An 18,192-nucleotide genomic window follows, 5' to 3' on the forward strand; every position below is an offset into this window, starting at 1 on the left:
CACACGCGGTCGTGCTGGTCATGGGGTTCCACGACCGGTTGCGCTTGGCCCACGGTGGTGGGCCTGGGGCCGGTGAGGGCCTTCGGCTTGCGCCGCCGACGTGACCGTTCGCCGGCGCGGGTGTGCGTACGCGCGCTGGGTTGCGGCGGGACGGACGGCTGCCGGCCGTTCGCGGGAGCGGACGGCCTTGCCTGGAGTGTGCGCGGCGGGCGGGACGTCGGATCGTCGCGGGCGGGGCCGGGGGTGCCGTGCGCACGCGTCAGAAGCCGTAGCCGGCGAAGCCAGGCGGTGGTGGCCTCGCCGGTGGCGCCGTCCCGCGCCGTACAAGATCCACAATACCCCACGCGCGGACCCCGTGAAACGGCGGAATCCCCGCTCCAGCAAGGGTTTCGGACTCCGCGACGCCACGGTTTCGGACGGCTGCTGTCGGCGCGGCGACGATCTGCACGGTAGCCGCTCGGCGTCCGGCGTGCGGCAACGCGAAGGGGGAAGTGAGGGCGATTTGATCAGCAGTAGGTAGTTTTACCGTCGCGGAGAGTGATGAAGTGGACTTTGTGATGAGAGAAACTGCCTTTGACGTTGCTTAGGGGGCGATGACCAGCTAGTTTCCCTTCCCGTCCGAGTACATCGACAGAAATTCGAGGTGACCCGGCGTGGCTCTTCCTCCCCTGACCCCTGAGCAGCGCGCCGCAGCCCTGGAGAAGGCTGCCAAGGCCCGTAAAGAGCGTGCCGAGGTCAAGAACCGGCTCAAGCATGGCGCGGTTTCTCTGGCTGAGGTGCTCAAGGATGGGCAGACCGACGACGTCATCGGCAAGATGAAGGTGTCGGCGCTTCTGGAGTCGCTCCCTGGCGTGGGCAAGGTCCGCGCCAAGCAGCTCATGGAGCGGCTTGCCATCGCCGAGTCCCGCCGTGTGCGGGGTCTCGGCGCGAACCAGAGGGCCTCCCTCGAGCGCGAGTTCGGTGGCAACGAGAGCTAATCTCGGTTCCACACGAAAACGCGGGTTCAAACGGGGGGTAGGAAGTGACCGACAGGTCCCGGTCCGGCAGTGTTAGGGCCTACGAGGCAGTCGGGCCTGGAACAAAGGTCGGCGACTTCCTCCCCTCGAGCGAGCGACGGCTGACGGTCCTGTCCGGACCGTCAGGCGTCGGCAAGTCCACGGTCGTCGCCGAGCTCCGGCGGGCACACCCCGAGGTGTGGCTGTCGGTCTCGGTGACCACCAGGCGACCCCGGCCCGGCGAGGTGAACGGGGTCCACTACTACTTCGTAGACGGCGCCGAGTTCGACCGGCTGGTGCAGGCCGGAGAGCTGCTCGAGTGGGCGGAGTTCGCGGGCAACAGGTACGGCACGCCACGCGAGCCGGTCCAGGAGAAGCTCGCCGCGGGCGTCCCCACGCTCCTGGAGATCGACCTCGAAGGCGCCAGGCAGGTGCGGCAGACCATGCCCGACGCCCTGCTGGTGTTCCTGGCTCCCCCCAGCTGGGAGGAGCTGGAGAAGCGGCTGCGCGGACGCGGAACCGAGCCCGAGGACGTCATCGCGCGCCGTCTGGCCGCCGGGCGTGTCGAGATGGCGGCCGAGAAAGAGTTCGACCTCTCGCTGGTGAACACGAGCGTCCAAGAAGTGTGCGTCCGGCTGATAGCCTTGATGACTGACCCTCAGGGGGTCACGACAACCACCAACCGAGAGGTCTGACAATCGTGGCAGGAATCGCCCCCGCCGCAGAGGGCATCACCAACCCTTCGATCGACTCGCTGCTCGACATCGTCGACAGCAAGTACTCGCTGGTGATCATGGGTGCCAAGCGGGCCCGCCAGATCAACGCCTACTACTCCCAGCTCGGCGAGGGCCTGCTGGAGTACGTCGGGCCGCTGGTCGAGACGCACGCCCAGGAGAAGCCGCTGTCCATCGCGCTGCGCGAGGTCTCCGAGGGCCTGCTCAACGCCGAGCCCATCGAAGGCGCGGTCTGACCCCTTCGATGAAGGTCGTCCTGGGTGTCAGCGGCGGCATCGCCGCCTACAAGGCGTGTGAGCTGCTGCGCCTGTTCACCGAGTCCGGGCACGAGGTGCGGGTCGTCCCGACCCGCGACGCGCTGCGGTTCGTGGGCGAGCCCACCTGGGCCGCCCTGTCGGGCAACCCGGTGACGACCGAGGTGTGGGAGAACGTGCACGAGGTGCCCCACGTGCGCATCGGCCAGCAGGCCGAGCTCGTCGTGGTGGCGCCCGCGACGGCCGACGTCCTCGCCAGGGCCGCCCACGGGCTCGCCGGCGACCTGCTCACCAACACCTTGCTGACCGCGCGCTGCCCGGTGGTGTTCGCACCCGCGATGCACACGGAGATGTGGCAGCACGCGGCGACCCGCGCGAACGTCGCGACCCTGCGCGAGCGCGGCGCCGTCGTCCTCGACCCCGCCGTCGGCCGCCTCACCGGCGCCGACACCGGCCCCGGGCGGCTGCCCGACCCCGCCGAGATCTTCGCGGTGTGCCGGAGGGTGCTGCGAGGGAGCCCGCGCGACCTTGCCGGGCGCAGGGTGGTCGTCTCCGCAGGCGGCACCCGCGAGGCCATCGACCCGGTCCGGTTCATCGGGAACCGGTCGTCCGGGCTGCAGGGGTACGCCCTGGCTCGCACGGCCGTGGCCCGGGGGGCCGAGGTGACCCTCGTGGCCGCCAACGTCGAACTGCCCGATCCGGCCGGGGCCAAGGTGGTGCGGGTGGAGTCCACGGCGGAGCTGCGTGAGGCGGTGCTGGCCGCGTCCGCCGACGCCGATGTCGTGGTCATGGCGGCGGCCGTGGCCGACTTCCGGCCCGCGACCTCGCGCGACTCCAAGATCAAGAAGACGGATGGGGAGCCTGAGCCCATCCATCTGGCCAAGAATCCGGACATCCTCGCCGAGCTCGGCGAGCGCCGCAGGGCCGCCCGAGCCGGGGCGTCCGCGAAGGCTGAAGCGGGCCCGCGAGCCGGGGTGTCCGCGAGGGCAGAGGTGGGCGCGCAGGCCGGAGTGGACGCGGGCGCTGGGGTGCGCCCGCAGGCCGGAGCGTCCGCTGAGGGTGACGCGCTGCCGCAGGGCGAGGCGCGGGTGGCCGCCGGGCCTCGGGTCATCGTCGGGTTCGCGGCCGAGACCGACGACGTGCTCGCCAACGGCCAGGCCAAGCTCGCCCGCAAGGGGTGCGACCTGCTCGTCGTCAACCAGGTCGGGCGCGGGCTCGCGTTCGGCACGCCCGACAACGCGGCCACCGTGCTCGTCGCGGGAGGGGAGCCGGTCGAGGTGCCGCGCGGCCCCAAGGAGAACGTCGCCGACGCCGTCTGGAACCTGGTCGCCGACCGCCTCGTCTGACCGTCCTGGACGATCACTCCGACAGCTTCGTCTGATCGGCCCGGAGGATCACGCTGGTTGCCTCGTCTGGCCGCCCTGAACGCCCGTCTGCCGCGAGTCCTCCCGTCCAGGCGTGACCCTCTTGGACGGCGCTTTCAGCCTGCTGCTCCGGTTTCCAGGACGCCCATGATCGGCGCCGTCTGGGGGCTCTCCCGCTGTGAGCGAACGCGGGACACGCCGTCTGGCGGCTCACGAGCGGCCGTGCGCGGCTCTGGGCGTGTCGTGGTCACGCGGTGCCGCGCCGCGGGTCGTTCTCGTCACTCTGCGTCGGCCGATCCGCCGGATCCTGCTCCGTCCCCCGGTCGGCTGATCGTTTTGAGGTGAGTCATACCAGATCGACTGTTGCGACACGCCCGGATGCCTGCTGATACTGGGCTCGAAGGGGGACGGAATGCCGGTGAGTTCCGCTGTCAGGGATCGTTGCAGGACGCTGCTCGGGGGCCAGGGGGAGATCAGGTACGTCTTCCCCGCGGTGTCCGTGGGGCCGCCGGGGGCCGCGAACTTCCTGGTCGTGGTGACCGACAGGGCCATCTCGGTCCTCGCCACCAGGACGCTCAGGAGCGACCGCCCGGTCTCGGTGCACGTGACGTTCCCGCGCCACACCAGGCTCGGGCCGATCATGCCGGGCCCGGTCATCGAGTTGGGGGTGATGGCGTTCGAGTTCGACGAGGAGTACGCCGCCGTCGTCGCGGCCGCCGACGCGGAGATCTTCGCGCCGGAGACCCTGCCTCCCGATCCACTTCCCGATCTTTGAGAACGGATCTTTAATAAAGTCGGATAGCGGATGGTTTCGCGACTTGGCGGCCGGTAGGGCTAGACTTCGGCGAGGCCCTGGCGTGTCCTGCCCGCCCGAGCCGCACATCCGTCAGCAGCCGCTGCATGAGGAGCCACTGAGTTGTCACGTCGCCTGTTCACCTCCGAGTCGGTCACAGAAGGCCACCCGGACAAGATCGCCGACCAGATCAGTGACGCGATTCTCGACACCATGCTCAAGGACGACCCCAAGAGCCGGGTCGCCGTCGAGACGATGATCACTACCGGCCAGGTCCACGTCGCAGGCGAGGTCACGACCGAGACCTACGTCGACATCCCCGGCGTCATCCGCGAGAAGATCCTTGAGATCGGCTACGACGCCTCGCACAAGGGCTTCGACGGCGCCTCGTGCGGCGTGTCGGTGTCCATCGGCGCCCAGTCGCCCGACATCGCCCAGGGCGTCGACGACGCCTACGAGCACCGTGTCGGCGGCGACATCGACGAGCTCGACCGCCAGGGCGCCGGTGACCAGGGCCTGATGTTCGGCTACGCCTGCCGTGAGACCCCCGAGCTGATGCCGCTGCCGATCATGCTGGCCCACCGGCTGGCGCAGCGGCTGTCGGAGGTCCGCAAGTCGGGCACGGTGCCGTACCTGCGTCCCGACGGCAAGACGCAGGTCACCATCGAGTACGACGGCGACACGCCGGTCCGGCTCGACACGGTGGTGGTCTCCACCCAGCACGCGGCCGAGATCGACCTCGCCGAGATGCTGACGCCCGACATCAAGGAGCACGTGGTCGACCCGGTGCTCGCCGGCCTCGACATCGACACCGAGGGCTACCGGCTGCTGGTCAACCCGACCGGCCGGTTCGAGATCGGCGGCCCGATGGGCGACGCCGGCCTCACCGGTCGCAAGATCATCATCGACACCTACGGCGGCATGGCCCGGCACGGTGGCGGCGCCTTCTCCGGCAAGGACCCGTCCAAGGTCGACCGTTCCGCGGCCTACGCGATGCGCTGGGTGGCCAAGAACGTGGTGGCCGCGGGGCTGGCCGACCGCTGCGAGGTGCAGGTCGCCTACGCCATCGGCAAGGCGCAGCCGGTCGGGCTGTTCGTCGAGACGTTCGGCACCGAGAAGGTGCAGGTGGAGAAGATCCAGGAGGCCGTGCTCCAGGTGTTCGACCTGCGCCCGGCCGCGATCATCCGCGATCTCGACCTGCTGCGTCCGATCTACTCCGAGACCGCCGCGTACGGCCACTTCGGCCGTGAGGGCTTCTCCTGGGAGTCCACCGACCGCGCCGAGGCGCTGAGGGCCGCCGCCGGTCTGTGACGTTGACCCGTACCGATGCCGCGTCCCGTTGATGGGATGCGGCATCTGTGCTTTTCCCGGAAGTGCTTTCACCCCGAAGATCCCTATAACGTGGATCAGTCCGGGCCTATCGTCGAGGTAGGCAGACGCGTTCGAGGGACTGGGATCATGCCATGGCGTGCCACGCTGCCCACCGCGACGACCAGCTTCGTGGGACGCCGCCACGAGGTCGCGGACGTCCGGCGGATGCTCCAGCGCAGCCGGCTCGTCACCGTCACCGGCATCGCCGGGGTGGGCAAGACCCGCGTCGCCGCCCGGGCGGCGCAGCTGATGCGGCGGGCCTTCACCGACGGCGTGCACTTCGTCGAGCTGGCCGGGCACAACGACCCCGAGCAGGCCGTCGCCCAGGCCCTTGAGGTCACCGGCGACCTGGCGGGGCACCTGGCGGAACGCAGGCTGCTGCTGGTGCTCGACACCTGCGAGCATCTGACGGAGGAGTGCTCGGCGCTGGTGCAGGCGCTGCTGCCCGCCGCGCCGGGCCTGCACGTGCTGGTGACGAGCAGGCACGCACTGCGCGCCCCCGGGGAGCACTCGGTCATCGTCAGGCCGCTGGCCGTGCCGGGGGCCGAACCGTCGGCCGATCTCGCGCACGTGGAGTCCGTGGCGCTCTTCCTCGACCGGGTCACGGCCGTGGACGCGTCCTTCGAGCTGACCGAGGAGAACGCGCCGCACGTGGCGGAGCTCTGCCGCCGGCTGGAGGGCATCCCGCTGGCCATCGAGCTGGCCGCCGTGCGCGTCAGGCTGCTGCCCGTCGAGCGGCTGCTGAAGCTCATGGACGAGGGCGGCCCCCTCGGCCCGGCGGACGGGCGCAGGGGCAGGCACTCCACCATGCAGGCCGCGATCGCCTGGAGCCACGACCTGTGCACGCCCGCGGAACGCCTGCTGTGGGAGCGGCTGACCGTCTTCGCGGGCACGTTCGACCTCGCGGCGGCCGAGTCGGTCTGCTCGGACGAGGCGCTGCCCGACTCCCAGGTGTATCCCACGCTGGCGGCCCTGGTGGAGAAGTCCATCGTGAACAGGGAGCCCGACCGCGAGCGCACCCGGTACCGGATGCTCGACAGCGTCCGCGAGTTCGCCGCCGCCCGCCTTGACGGCACCGCGGAGGCGGACCGGCTGCGCGCCCGCCACCGCGACCACTACGCGGCCCTGGCCAGCACCTTCGGCAGCGACCAAGACGAACACGACAGCGACGAACACGACAGGGTGGATGAGGTCGCGCGGATCAGGGCCGACTGGCCCAACTTCAGGGCCGCACTGGAGTCCTACGCAGCCGACACGGAGGGCCGCGAGCGCGGCCTGGAGATGAGCCTGCGCCTCGGGTACCTGTGGGTGTTCGGCGGCATGGCCGGGTACGGCAGGCGTTATCTGGAACGACTGCTGCCCGTCACCCAGGGCTCCGACCGGGCGCGGCTCGGCGCCTGGCTGCAGCTGGCCCACCTGGCGCTCGCCCGGGGCGACCTGCCCGCCGCGCGCAGGGCACTGGACGAGGCCGAGGCGCCCGCGGCCCGCCTGGGGGCGCTCGGCGGGCTGCGCACGTCCAAGATGCTCGGCACGCTGAGCTTCTGCGAGGGCGACCTGGAGGGGGCGGAGCGGCACCTGCGCGAGAGCGTCGAAGGGCTGGCGCCGCGCGGCGGGCTGGTCCTGCTCACCGCCACCGTCGAACTCGGGCTCACGCTGCTGCTCGCGGGACGCACCGGCGAGGCGGACGAGGTGCTCACCCGGGCCCGCGCCCTCAGCCTGGAGGCGGGCGACGGCGGCACGGCGGCGTGGGCGGAACTGGCGCTCGCGCTGGTCCGCCGCCTGCGCGGGGAGCTGGAGCAGGCGCAGGAGATGGCGCGGTCGGCGCTGCGCACCCAGGCGTCCCTGCAGGCCACGTTCGGCCGCGCGTTCTGCGTCGAGGTGCTCGGCTGGTTGGCCGCCGACCAGGGCAACCCGTCGCGCGCGGTGCGGCTGCTCAGCGCGGCGCACCGGCTGTGGGGGTACGAGGTCAACCCGCTGTTCGGCTCGCCGTACTTCGCGGCCGAGGGCGCCCGCTACCACCGGGAGCTGCGCGCGGCGCTCGGCGCCCAGTACGCCAGGGAGACGGAGGCGGGCAGGGCCATGCCTGCGGAGGAGGCGATCGCCTACGCGCTGTCGTCCGGCCCCGACCAGGATGAGACGGCGGACGTGTCGATCTGGGCGCCCCTCACCCCCCGCGAGACGGACGTGGCCGAACTGGTCGCCGACGGGCTGACCAACCGGCTCATCGCGCAGCGCCTGGTCGTGGCCCGCCGCACGGTCGACACGCACGTGGAGAACATCCTCACCAAACTCGGCTTCTCCGGACGCAGCCAGATCGCCGCCTGGGTGATCAGGCGACGGCGGCCCGGCGCCCTCCGGAGGGAGGAAGCATGACAGGACGGGCGAAGGGCAACCTGCCCGCCGAGTACAGCAGCTTCGTCGGACGCGCGTCCGAGGTGGCCGAGGGGCTGGCCGCGCTGTCGGAGAGCAGGCTGCTCACCGTCACGGGCCCCGGAGGAGTGGGCAAGAGCAGGCTGGCGGCCGTGATCGCCAGGCAGGCCAGGCGGCGCTTCCCCGGCGGCCTCTGGTACGCGGAGCTGTCGTCCGTCACCGCGGAGCGGGCGTTGATCGGGCAGGTGGCGGGCGTGCTCGGCAGGCCGGAGGTCAGCACGTCCGAGGGGGTGGCGGCGGTGCTGCGCGGCCACCGCGCGCTGCTGGTGCTCGACACCTGCGAGCACCTTTCCGCGCCGGTGTCGCGGCTGGTCGAGACGGTGCTGCGGTGGACGCCCGACGCCCGGATCGTCGCCACCGCGCGGCGGCCCCCCGGCGTGGACGGCCAGCGCGTCCTGCACGTCAGGCCGCTCCCCGTCGGCGACGCGGTGACGCTGTTCGCCGAGCGCGCGGCGGCCGTCGACCCCGGCTTCGAACTGACCGGCCAGGTCAGGGACACGGTGGCGGAGCTCTGCCGGCGGCTCGACGGGCTGCCGCTCGCCGTCGAGCTGGCCGCCGCCTGCCTGCGCTCGCTGTCGGCCGCCGAGCTGCTCGGCAGGCTGCGCGAGCGGCGTCCGCTGCCCGCCGCGGGCACCACCAGCGCCCTGCCTCGGCAGCGCGACCTGCGCGCGCTCGTGGACTGGAGCCACGAGCTGTGCGGGGCCGAGCAGCGGGCGTTGTGGGCGGCGCTGTCGGTGCTGGAGGGCGAGTTCGAGCTGGAGGTGGCCGAGGCCGTCGGCGTGGACGCCGGGCTGCCGGAGGCGCGGGTCACGGCGGTGCTCGGCGACCTGGTGGACAGCTCGGTGCTGCTGCGCGCGCCGGGGGCGCGGGGCGTCCGGTATCGGATGCTGGAGGCGTTCAGACAGGTCGGCATGGAGCACCTGGGGGAGCGGGACCGCACGCGGCTGGCGGCCCGGTACGGCGCCGCGACGCGGCCGGGCGCGGGCCACGAGGCCCGCCCGTCCGGCGCGCCCGCGGAGCCGGTTCTCAGCGAGCGGGAGCTGGAAGTGGCGGTGCTGATCGGGCAGGGGCTGACGAACCCGCAGATCGCCGACCGGCTCGTCATCTCCAAGCGGACGGTCGACGCGCACGTCCGCAACATCCTGGCCAAGGGAGACCTCGTTTCGCGCACGCACGTCGCCGCCTGGGTGACGGCTTCGGTAAACAGATAGGCATTCCTCCCGATGCGTCGGTGGGCCCGGTACGCCTAACTGTTGACATGCCAGCGGGTGACGAATTTCCGCAGCCGGTCCATGGGAGGGGTCCTGGGCCGCATTCGCCCGACACCCGCTGGCACCAGCCGTCCCGTCCCGGCCGCTGAGGCGGCGCGGACGTCGGGGGTGCCCGCGTCTGGTAGACGTAATGCGTGACCGACTCCGACGACGCCCTCCTGCCGCTCGACGCCGTGCGGCCCGCGGAGACGGCGGCGACCGGAGGCAGAGGCGCGCCCGTGCCCGCGCCCGCCAGTCCGGTCGCCCGGGTGGCGGTCGACAACCCGCTGTCCCACCTCGACCGGCCCTTCGACTACCTGGTGCCGGAGACGATGCACGAGACGGCCCAGCCGGGGGTGCGGGTGCGGGTCCGCTTCGCGGGCAAGCTCGTCGACGGCTTCGTCCTGGAACGGGCCGAGAGCAGCGGCCACCAGGGCAGGCTGGCCCCCCTCGAACGGGTCGTCTCGCCGGAGCGCGTCCTGACGCCCGAGATCGCCTCGCTGGCCAGGGCCGTCGCCGACCGCTACGCCGGCACCCTGGCCGACGTCCTCCGCCTGGCGGTGCCGCCGCGGCACGCCAGGGCGGAGGCCGAGGCCCCGGCGGCCAAGAGCGCGGCTGAGGCCCCGGCGGCTGAGACGGCGGCTGAGGCTACGGCGGCTGAGACCGCCGCTGAGGCCCCGGCAGCTGAGGAGCTCGCGCCTGAGGAGCCCGCCGTCGCCTCCGATTCCGGCGCCCCGGCCGGTCCCGCTTCCAGTGGCGCGGTCGGTGGCGAGCCGGGGGCCTGGGCGGCGTATCCGATGGGGGCGTCGTTCCTCGACGCGCTGCGGAACGGCCGCGCGCCGCGGGCCGTGTGGTCGGCGCTGCCGGGAGCCGTCGGCTGGGCCGCGCCCGTGGCCGAGGCCGTGGCCGCCACGCTGGCCGGAGGGCGGGGTGCCGTCGTCGCGGTGCCCGACGGCAAGGACGTCGCGCTGCTCGACGCCGAGCTCTCCCGGCTGCTCGGGCCCGGCAGGCACGTGGCGCTCACCGCCGACCTGGGCCCCGCCGAACGGTATCGGCGGTGGCTGCGGGCGCTGCGCGGGCAGGTGCGGGCGGTCGTCGGCACCAGGGGCGCCGTCTTCGCTCCCGTACGTGACCTCGGGCTGACGGTCATCTGGGACGACGGCGACGACCTGCACGCCGAGCGGCTGGCCCCGTACCCGCACGCCCGAGAGGTGCTGGCGCTGCGGGCGCATCGGGCCGGGGCGGCCATGCTGATCGGCGGGTACACCCGCACCGCCGAGGCCACCCAGCTCATCGCCACCGGCTGGGCCAGGCCGCTCGTCGCCGCCCGCGAGACGATCAGGAGGCTGGCCCCGCGCGTCCGTCCGGCCGGCGAGGACGCCGAACTGGCCAAGGACCAGGCGGCCCGCCAGGCGAGGCTGCCCAGCGTGGCCTGGCGGGCGCTGCGGCAGGGGCTGGAGAGCGGCCCGGTGCTGATCCAGGTGCCCAGGCGCGGCTACCTGCCCGCGCTCGCCTGCCAGCACTGCCGCGCCCCGGCTCGCTGCGCCCTCCCGCCCACCCGGTCGGCCGCCGCCCTCCTGATCCCGGACGCGCCCGGAACCCTCGGCCTGCTCGATCCGGCCGGAGGCGACGCCGCAGGCACCCCCGAGCCTTCCAGGGGCGCTGGTGGCGTGCACCAGCCCGCCGAGGGCCGTGCCGGTCGCGTGCGCCAGCCCGCCGGGGGCGGTGCCGGAGGCGTGCGCGAGTCTTCCGCCGGCGGTCCCTCCATCAGCGGTCACTCCGTCAGTGACCCGTCCGCCGGGTCGCTCTCCGTCGGCGGGGCCGGGCCGTCCAGGGTGCTGTGTCACGGGCCGCTGGCGCTCAGGGGCGGGCACGCGGCCCCCTACTGCCGCTGGTGCGGGCGGGTGGACGCCGCCTGGCGGTGTCCGGCCTGCGGCAGCCGTAGGCTGCGGGCCGTGGTCGTCGGAGCCAGGCGCACCGCCGAGGAGCTGGGCAGAGCCTTCCCATCCATTCCCGTGCGCACGTCGGGGCGCGACGGCGTGCTGGCCACCGTTCCGTCGTCGCGGGCCCTGGTCGTCGCCACGCCGGGCGCGGAGCCCGTCGCCGAGGGCGGGTACGCGGCGGCCGTCCTGCTCGACGGGTGGGCGCTGCTCGGCCGGGCCGACCTGCGGGCCGCCGAGGAGGCGCTGCGGCGGTGGATGAACGCCGCCGCGCTGCTCCGTCCGGCCGCCGAGCTGGTCGTGCTCGCTGACGCCGTGCTGCCCGCCGTCCAGGCGCTGCTGCGGTGGGACCCGATCACGCACGCCGAGCGCGAGCTGGCCGAGCGCGCCGAGCTGGGGTTCCCGCCCGCCGTGCGGATGGCGACGCTCAGCGGCGTCGCCAGCGCCGTCAGGCAGATGCTGGACGAGCTGCGCCTGCCGCCGTCCGCGCAGGTGCTCGGGCCGGTCCCGATCGACGAGGACCGGGAACGCGCCATGATCCGGACCCCGCGCGGCGGTGGGGCGGCGCTGGCCGCCGCGCTCAAAGGGGCCAGTGGGGTGCGAGCGGCGCGTAAGGCGGCGGATGTCGTGAGGGTGTGTGTCGACCCGCTCGACCTGATTTAGACGTTTTCCCCGATTCGCTCATCTGTTGGCCAGCCGTTAGCGTCTCCCTGTGTCGATCGAATGGGTGAACCGGGCCGTCGACGACCTGCGCGCATGGGGGCGCGCGGGAAACGTCGAGGTGGACGCGGACGAGGTCCGCCTCCTCTGCGACTACGCCAGCGACTACCTGAACGTCAACGCGCCGGGCGACTTCACTCCCGAGACCTTCGACGAGCTGCTGCTCTCCATCTACCCTCGCAAGGTCATCGCGCCGCCCGAGAGCGCCGCGGAGACCGTGGCCGCCGCCGAGACCCTGGTGGCCTTCCTGCGCGACAGGTCCGAGGTCAGTGCCGAGACCGCGGCGGCGATGCGCGAGCGGCTGGCCGAGATCGCGCCCCGGATGGCCGAGGCGCTCGCCGACACGGCCAACTTCGGCATGGCCAAGAGCCTGTTCAGCTCGATCGGCCCCGAGTCGCTGGAGCAGTCGATCCAGATCCCGTCGGGGGAGGTGCCCGACCTGGGGGAGGCGCCCTGCGACTGCCCCGGCTGCACGCCGCTGCCCGCCGTGCGGCTCGCGACGCCCGACGACCTCGCCGAGGCGCTGGCGGGCGTTCCGCTGCTGGCGGAACTCGACCGCGAGCCGTACCTGAGCCTGTTCGCGGGCGTCACCGGCGGCGAGCCGCTCCAGCGATGGGCGCAGATCGTCGCCCACCTGGTCGAGCACGACACCGGCGGCGCGATCACCGGCTCCCGCGAGCTCGACGAGGAGCTCTACGACCTGTTCGACATGCTCTACCGGCTCCAGGTGCGGGCCCCCGTCTCCGTCGTCGGCGACTACCTGGAGGAGATGGGCGACGGCGCCCAGGTGTCCGTCCCCGAGGCGCTCGACCGGCTGTCGTGGTGCGGCCTGGTCCAGGTCGAGGGCGACACGGCCGGGCTCACCCCGCTGGCCGTCTGGGCGCTGCGCGAGCACTACCTGACGCTCGGCCTCGACGCCCCCCAGGCCGCCGACCTGGCCGAGGCCGACGCCGTGGCGCTCATCGAGGGCCTGCTCGACGGCGTCCCGACCGAGCTGGCGGAGGACGACATCAGCCGCTGGCTGGCCGGTCGCGGGCAGGGAACGGCCGCCGCCGAACTGCTCGCCGCCGCCTCCGGCGCGCCCGCCGTCGCCCGCGGCATCGCCGTCACCATCGTCGACCGGCTGGGCGCGGAGGCCGAGCCGGCGGTCCGCGACTGCCTGGAGGACCAGGAGCTGCGGCCGCACGCCATCCACTGGCTCGCCGCCCGCGGGCTGCCCGCGCCGTCCCTCACCCAGGACGAACTGCTCTGGGTCAGCGTCGACATGCTCGCCCTGGCCCTGCCCGCGGCCGAGGCCGACCCCGAGATGTTCGCCGAGAACATCGCCGCGTCCGGCCCGCCCGCCCATCTGATCGAGGAGATGTGGCGCGTCGACCACCCCGACGTGGTCGAGGTGCTGGAGCTGCTCGGACGCTCGCTGTCCGACGGCACGGTCGCCAAGGCGGCGCGCAAGGCGGCCTTCAAAGCCCGCTCCCGTGCGATCCGTTGAGTACGTCTCTGTTACTCCCGTGCAGTAAGTTTCCTGAGTGGCAAACAACGTCTTCGACCTCGCCGAGCTGCGCAAGCTGATCGATGAGCAGGCCGCCGTGCCGCGGCAGCCGGAGAAGGCCCCCGCCGACCACGAGGCGCTCACCTTCCCGCCCGTGGTGCTGGCGGCCGACGCCGAGCTGGCGCGGATGGTGCCCACGGTGCCGCTGGTCGCCGACGCCGTCAGGCTCGCCAACTGGACCGGCACCCGCCCGGTCACCGCTGAGGGGCTGCTGCCCGCGGCCGACGCCGAGGCCGCCGTCAAGGAGCTGAGCGTGCCCGCGTCCCGGCTCAGGCTCGTCTGGATCGTCGCCGTCAACACCGGCCTGCTGCAGATCCTGCGCGGGAGCGCGTCGCGGGGTCCGCTCCCGGCCCAGCTCACCGTCGAGGCCACGCTGGAGTTCTGGGACGGCGTCGTCATGGACGTCCTCGACCGCGCCGACGAGGGCCTGACCGGCTCCGCCGTCGTCGACGGCCACCTGGCGGAGATGCTGGCCACGATCTACTCGGTGCGCTCGGGGGTGGCGATCGCCAACCTGGCCCGGGGCATCCTGCAGTCCCACGAGGTGGCCTGCGCGCCGGGAACGCCGATGATGCGCAGGCTCGCCGCCTCGCTGCCGTCCGAACTGCTCGAGGCGCTGTCGCTGCTGACGTACTGCGGGCTGGTCGAGCAGACCGCGTCCGGGCGTACCGCGCTCACCCCGCTCGGCGTCTGGGCCATCCGCAGAGACCTGCTGCGGGAGGGCCACGACGCGCCCACGGCGGCCGAGGTTCAGGTCTTCGCCGACCTCTCGGCGGCCGAGCTGGTGGAGGCCCTGGTCAGGGGCACGGCGACGCAGAGCGCCGTCGCCGGGTGGCTGGAGCGCCGCGCGCCCGAGGAGGCCGCCGCCGACCTGGTCGGGATCGCCGCGTCCGGCACGGCCGGTCAGCGCGGCGCGGTCGGGGCGATCCTGGAGGAGCTGGGGCCCGAGGCCGAGGCTCCCGTACGGGAGGCGCTCGACCTGCCGCTGATGCGCCGCTACGCCGCGTCCTGGCTGCACATCCGCGACCTCGAAGCCCCCACCCTCAGCCCCGACGACCACACCTGGATCGCCGTCGACTCGCTGGCCGCGCTGATGTACCTGTCGGGCCCGCTCGACACCGCCGAACCGCCGGAAGACCTGATCAAGCTCGTCGACGAGATGCCCGCCGTCGGGCACCCCGACACCGTCGCCGTCCTCGACATGCTCGCCAACGCGCACGACGACCAGGCCGTGATCAAGGCGGCCCGCAAGGCGGCGATGAAGGCCCGGTCCCTGGCGCACACTAAACTGGGCTGATCCACCCGAGAAACGGAGTTGCCCCTTGTCCATCCAGTCGATCCGGCTGTTCGGAGACCCCGTGCTGCGCACCCCGGCGGCTCCCGTCGTCGACTTCGACAAGGAGCTCCGCAAACTGGTCAAAGACCTCACCGACACGATGATGGACGCGCCGGGCGCCGGCCTGGCCGCCCCGCAGATCGGCGTCGGCCTGCGCGTGTTCACGTACTACGTCGACGAGCGGCTCGGCCACCTGATCAACCCCGACCTCGACCTGTCCGACGACAAGGACGAAGAGGGCGAGGAGGGCTGTCTGTCGTTCCCCGGCCTGTCCTTCCCCACGCCGCGCGCCATCCGCGCCGTCGCCAAGGGCTTCGACATGCACGGCGAGCCCGTCACGCTCGAGGGCACCGACCTGATGGCCCGCTGCTTCCAGCACGAGACCGACCACCTCGACGGCATCCTGTTCATCGACCGGATGGACGCCAAGCAGCGCAAGCTCGCCATGAAGGCCATCCGCGAGGCCGAGTGGAGCGGCCTGGCCGCCCCCGTCGTGAAGTACTCCCCGCACGCCACCGGCGGAAAGGCCCTCTGACGATGCGCCTGGTCTTCGCGGGCACGCCCGAGACGGCGCTGCCGTCACTCCGCGCCCTGATCGACTCGCCCCGCCACGAGGTGGTCGCGGTCGTCACCCGCCCTGACGCCCAGTCGGGCCGTGGCCGCAAGGTCCACCCCTCGCCCGTGGCCGAGCTGGCCGAAGAGGCGGGCATCGAGGTGCTGCGTCCCGCGAAGGCAGGCGACCCCGCGTTCCTCGACCGGTTGCGCGCCCTCGAGCCCGACTGCTGCCCCGTCGTCGCCTACGGCGCGCTGCTGCCGCAGTCAGCCCTCGACGTGCCCCGCCTCGGCTGGATCAACCTGCACTTCTCGCTGCTGCCCGCCTGGCGGGGCGCCGCACCGGTGCAGCACGCGATCCTGCACGGCGACGAGATCACCGGCGCCTCGACGTTCCAGATCGTCAAGGAACTCGACGCGGGCCCCGTCTACGGCGTGGTCACCGAGGAGATCCGTCCCGACGACACCAGCGGCACCCTGCTCGACCGGCTCGCGGTCGCGGGCGCGGGCCTGCTCGCCGCCACCCTCGACGGCGTCGAGGACGGCAAGCTGGAAGCCCGGCCCCAGCCCGCCGACGGCGTCAGCGTCGCCCCCAAGATCAACGTGACCGACGCCAGGGTCGACTGGTCGGCGCCCGCCATGCGCGTCGACCGGCTCGTCCGCGCCTGCGCCCCCAACCCGGGCGCGTGGAGCGAGTTCCGCGGCCACCGGCTGAAGCTCGGCCCGGTCAGCCCCGTCCCCTCGGCCGACGCGCTCGCCCCCGGCGAGATCGCGGCCACCAAGAACGAGGTGCTGGTCGGCACCGCCACCCACCCCGTGCTGCTGGGCGAGGTCCAGCCGCAGGGCAAGCGGCTGATGAGCGCCGGCGAGTGGGCGCGCGGCGTGCGGCCCGACACGAAGGACAGGTTCGCTTGAGCGAGAGTCGGCCCCGCAGGCCGGGCGGCCAGGCCCGCAGGGGCGGGCCGCCGCGGCGACCGCCACGCGACCAGGCGCGCAACGCGGCCTTCGACGTCCTGCGCGCCGTCGACGAGCGCGACGCGTACGCGAACCTGCTCATGCCGAGGCTGCTGCGCGAGCGCGGGCTCAAGGGGCGCGACGCCGCGCTGGCGACCGAGCTGGCGTACGGGGCGCTGCGCGGGCTCGGCACCTACGACGCGATCATCGAGATGTGCTCCGACCGGAGGCCCGACCCCGACGTGCGCGACGCGCTGCGGCTGGGCGCGCACCAGCTGCTCAGGATGCGGGTCCCGCCGCACGCCGCCGTCGGCACCACGGTCGACCTGGTGCGGCTGCGCATCGGGTCGGGCGCCGCCAAGTTCGTCAACGCCGTCCTGCGCAAGATCGCGTCCCGGACTGTGGACGAGTGGCTGCCGATCGTCGCCCCCGACGCCGCCGACGACCCGTCCGGGCACCTCGCGGTCGTGCACAGCCATCCCCGGTGGATCGTCAGCGCGTTCCGCGACGCCCTCGGCGGCAGCGCCGAGGAGACCGCCGAGCTGCTCGCAGCCGACAACGCGCGCCCGCTGGTCACCCTGGTCGCCCGGCCCGGCCGCAGCACCGTCGAGGAGCTCGCCAAGTCGGGCGCCGATCCCGGCCGTTACTCGCCGTACGCCGCCTACCTGGCGGAGGGCGACCCCGGCCAGATCCCCGCGGTCGCCGAGACCCGCGCCGCCGTCCAGGACGAAGCCAGCCAGCTGGTGGCGCTCGCCCTGGCCAGGGTGCCGCTCGACGGGCGCGAGGACGAGCTCTGGCTCGACATGTGCGCGGGCCCCGGCGGCAAGGCCGGGCTCCTCGACGCCATCGCCACCCACGGCGACCTCGCCGGCCTGCACGCGGAGTCCAGCGGCGACGCCGGCTTCCGCGGGGAGTCAGGTGCGGGTGCTGCCGGGCTCGGGGCGGAGTCGATGGGCGGAGGGCTGGCCTTTCCCGGCGGGGCGCGGCTGCTCGCCGCCGACGTGCAGTACCACCGGGCGCGGCTGGTCTGGCAGACGACCAGAGACGCCGCGGTGATCACCGCCGACGGCCTCGAGCCCGCGTGGCGGCCCGGCGTGTTCGACCGCGTCATGCTCGACGCGCCCTGCACCGGCCTCGGCGCGCTGCGCCGCCGTCCGGAGGCCCGCTGGCGCCGCGACCCGGCGGACGTCGCCGAACTGGGCAGGCTCCAGCGCCGCCTGCTGGCGACCGCGCTCGACGCCCTGCGCCCCGGCGGGGTCGTCGCGTACGTCACCTGCTCCCCGCACCTGGCGGAGACCCGCGTCGTGGTGGGGGACGTCATCGGCCGCAGGAACGACGTGGACCAGCTCGACGCCCGCGCCTACCTGCCCGAGGTCGGCGGCCTGGGAGACGGCCCGCACGCCCAGTTCTGGCCCCACCGCCACGGCACGGACGCGATGTTCCTGGCCCTGCTGCGCAGGCGTCCGTAACGGGGTCGGCGCCGCGCAGGGTGCTAGGGTGTTGATCGTTCGTGTCGGATCGAGGGATGAGAGGGAGGTGAGGTTTGATGACCGCGGTGCAGACCGCTGCCCAGTGCGGCGCCCGGACAATCCTCACGTCCCGGGCCCCGGTCTGACCCACTTCTTCCCCTCGCCCTGAGCCGTCCGGTGGCCGAGTAGGCCGCGGTTCGGGTCGATGACGGCCATGTCGATGGCGGTTCACAGGGCGGGGGTGGCGTCTGCGTCCTGCCGGGGCCCCTTCCCGCAAGGTGCATCACATTGCCATCCCACTTCACGGATCCTTCCGACGTCGGCCTGTCCCGGCACGGACCGACGCTGGACGTCGGCCTGTCCCGGCACGGGCCGACGCTCGACGACGCCTTCGGAGAACACCGCGGGGCCGGTCTCGTACCGGCCCGGATCGTGCCCGTGGATCGCGGTCCTCGCGATGCCGTCACCGATGCCTGCCCGG

At 73.3% G+C, this 18,192-nt stretch carries 14 protein-coding genes; all 14 read left to right on the forward strand.

The window, feature by feature from the left end; translation table 11 throughout:
• Nucleotides 1-653: 653 nt before the first annotated feature.
• Entirely contained in the window at nucleotides 654-977 is a 324-nt protein-coding gene (mihF, locus tag ABT294_RS16905) for an integration host factor, actinobacterial type (protein WP_020541698.1), read from the forward strand.
• A 140-nt stretch (nucleotides 978-1,117) separates the two neighbouring features.
• Nucleotides 1,118-1,690 carry a guanylate kinase gene (gene gmk / locus ABT294_RS16910; protein WP_350806671.1) on the forward strand — a complete coding sequence of 191 codons (573 nt, stop codon included), beginning with the start codon at nucleotides 1,118-1,120 and terminating at the stop codon, nucleotides 1,688-1,690.
• Between the two features lie 5 nt (nucleotides 1,691-1,695).
• On the forward strand, nucleotides 1,696-1,965 hold the full coding sequence (rpoZ, locus tag ABT294_RS16915) for a DNA-directed RNA polymerase subunit omega (RefSeq protein ID WP_214327606.1): 270 nt from the start codon (nucleotides 1,696-1,698) through the stop codon (nucleotides 1,963-1,965).
• 8 nt (nucleotides 1,966-1,973) lie between these two features.
• A complete protein-coding gene (gene coaBC / locus ABT294_RS16920) occupies nucleotides 1,974-3,329 on the forward strand; it encodes a bifunctional phosphopantothenoylcysteine decarboxylase/phosphopantothenate--cysteine ligase CoaBC (protein ID WP_350806595.1) in 1,356 nt (451 codons plus the stop codon).
• 430 nt (nucleotides 3,330-3,759) lie between these two features.
• Nucleotides 3,760-4,122, forward strand: a complete 363-nt coding sequence (locus ABT294_RS16925) for a hypothetical protein (RefSeq protein WP_350806596.1) — start codon at nucleotides 3,760-3,762, stop codon at nucleotides 4,120-4,122.
• A gap of 141 nt (nucleotides 4,123-4,263) precedes the next feature.
• Nucleotides 4,264-5,451 (forward strand): methionine adenosyltransferase, encoded by a 1,188-nt coding sequence (metK, locus tag ABT294_RS16930; protein WP_350806597.1) that lies wholly within the window; start codon nucleotides 4,264-4,266, stop codon nucleotides 5,449-5,451.
• Nucleotides 5,452-5,598: 147 nt separating this feature from the next.
• Complete coding sequence (locus tag ABT294_RS16935; protein ID WP_350806599.1) at nucleotides 5,599-7,884, forward strand: ATP-binding protein; 2,286 nt, start codon at nucleotides 5,599-5,601, stop codon at nucleotides 7,882-7,884.
• A complete protein-coding gene (locus tag ABT294_RS16940; protein WP_350806600.1) occupies nucleotides 7,881-9,152 on the forward strand; it encodes a helix-turn-helix transcriptional regulator in 1,272 nt (423 codons plus the stop codon). The genes ABT294_RS16935 and ABT294_RS16940 overlap by 4 nt, the downstream gene beginning before the upstream one ends.
• Nucleotides 9,153-9,346: 194 nt before the next feature.
• Nucleotides 9,347-11,794 (forward strand): primosomal protein N', encoded by a 2,448-nt coding sequence (locus ABT294_RS16945; protein ID WP_350806603.1) that lies wholly within the window; start codon nucleotides 9,347-9,349, stop codon nucleotides 11,792-11,794.
• 49 nt (nucleotides 11,795-11,843) lie between these two features.
• Nucleotides 11,844-13,340 (forward strand): hypothetical protein, encoded by a 1,497-nt coding sequence (locus ABT294_RS16950; protein ID WP_350806604.1) that lies wholly within the window; start codon nucleotides 11,844-11,846, stop codon nucleotides 13,338-13,340.
• A 37-nt stretch (nucleotides 13,341-13,377) separates the two neighbouring features.
• The gene (locus tag ABT294_RS16955; protein WP_350806605.1) at nucleotides 13,378-14,697 is read left to right on the forward strand and encodes a hypothetical protein; all 1,320 of its coding nucleotides are present in this window, start codon (nucleotides 13,378-13,380) and stop codon (nucleotides 14,695-14,697) included.
• Nucleotides 14,698-14,722: 25 nt separating this feature from the next.
• On the forward strand, nucleotides 14,723-15,271 hold the full coding sequence (def, locus tag ABT294_RS16960; RefSeq protein WP_350806607.1) for a peptide deformylase: 549 nt from the start codon (nucleotides 14,723-14,725) through the stop codon (nucleotides 15,269-15,271).
• Nucleotides 15,272-15,273: 2 nt separating this feature from the next.
• The gene (fmt, locus tag ABT294_RS16965; RefSeq protein ID WP_350806608.1) at nucleotides 15,274-16,203 is read left to right on the forward strand and encodes a methionyl-tRNA formyltransferase; all 930 of its coding nucleotides are present in this window, start codon (nucleotides 15,274-15,276) and stop codon (nucleotides 16,201-16,203) included.
• Nucleotides 16,200-17,711: an RsmB/NOP family class I SAM-dependent RNA methyltransferase gene (locus tag ABT294_RS16970; protein ID WP_350806609.1), complete on the forward strand. Its 1,512-nt coding sequence runs from the start codon at nucleotides 16,200-16,202 to the stop codon at nucleotides 17,709-17,711. The genes fmt and ABT294_RS16970 overlap by 4 nt, the downstream gene beginning before the upstream one ends.
• The last annotated feature ends 481 nt before the right edge of the window (nucleotides 17,712-18,192 follow it).

This window comes from Nonomuraea sp. NPDC000554, from assembly GCF_040300065.1.
Taxonomy (GTDB): domain Bacteria; phylum Actinomycetota; class Actinomycetes; order Streptosporangiales; family Streptosporangiaceae; genus Nonomuraea.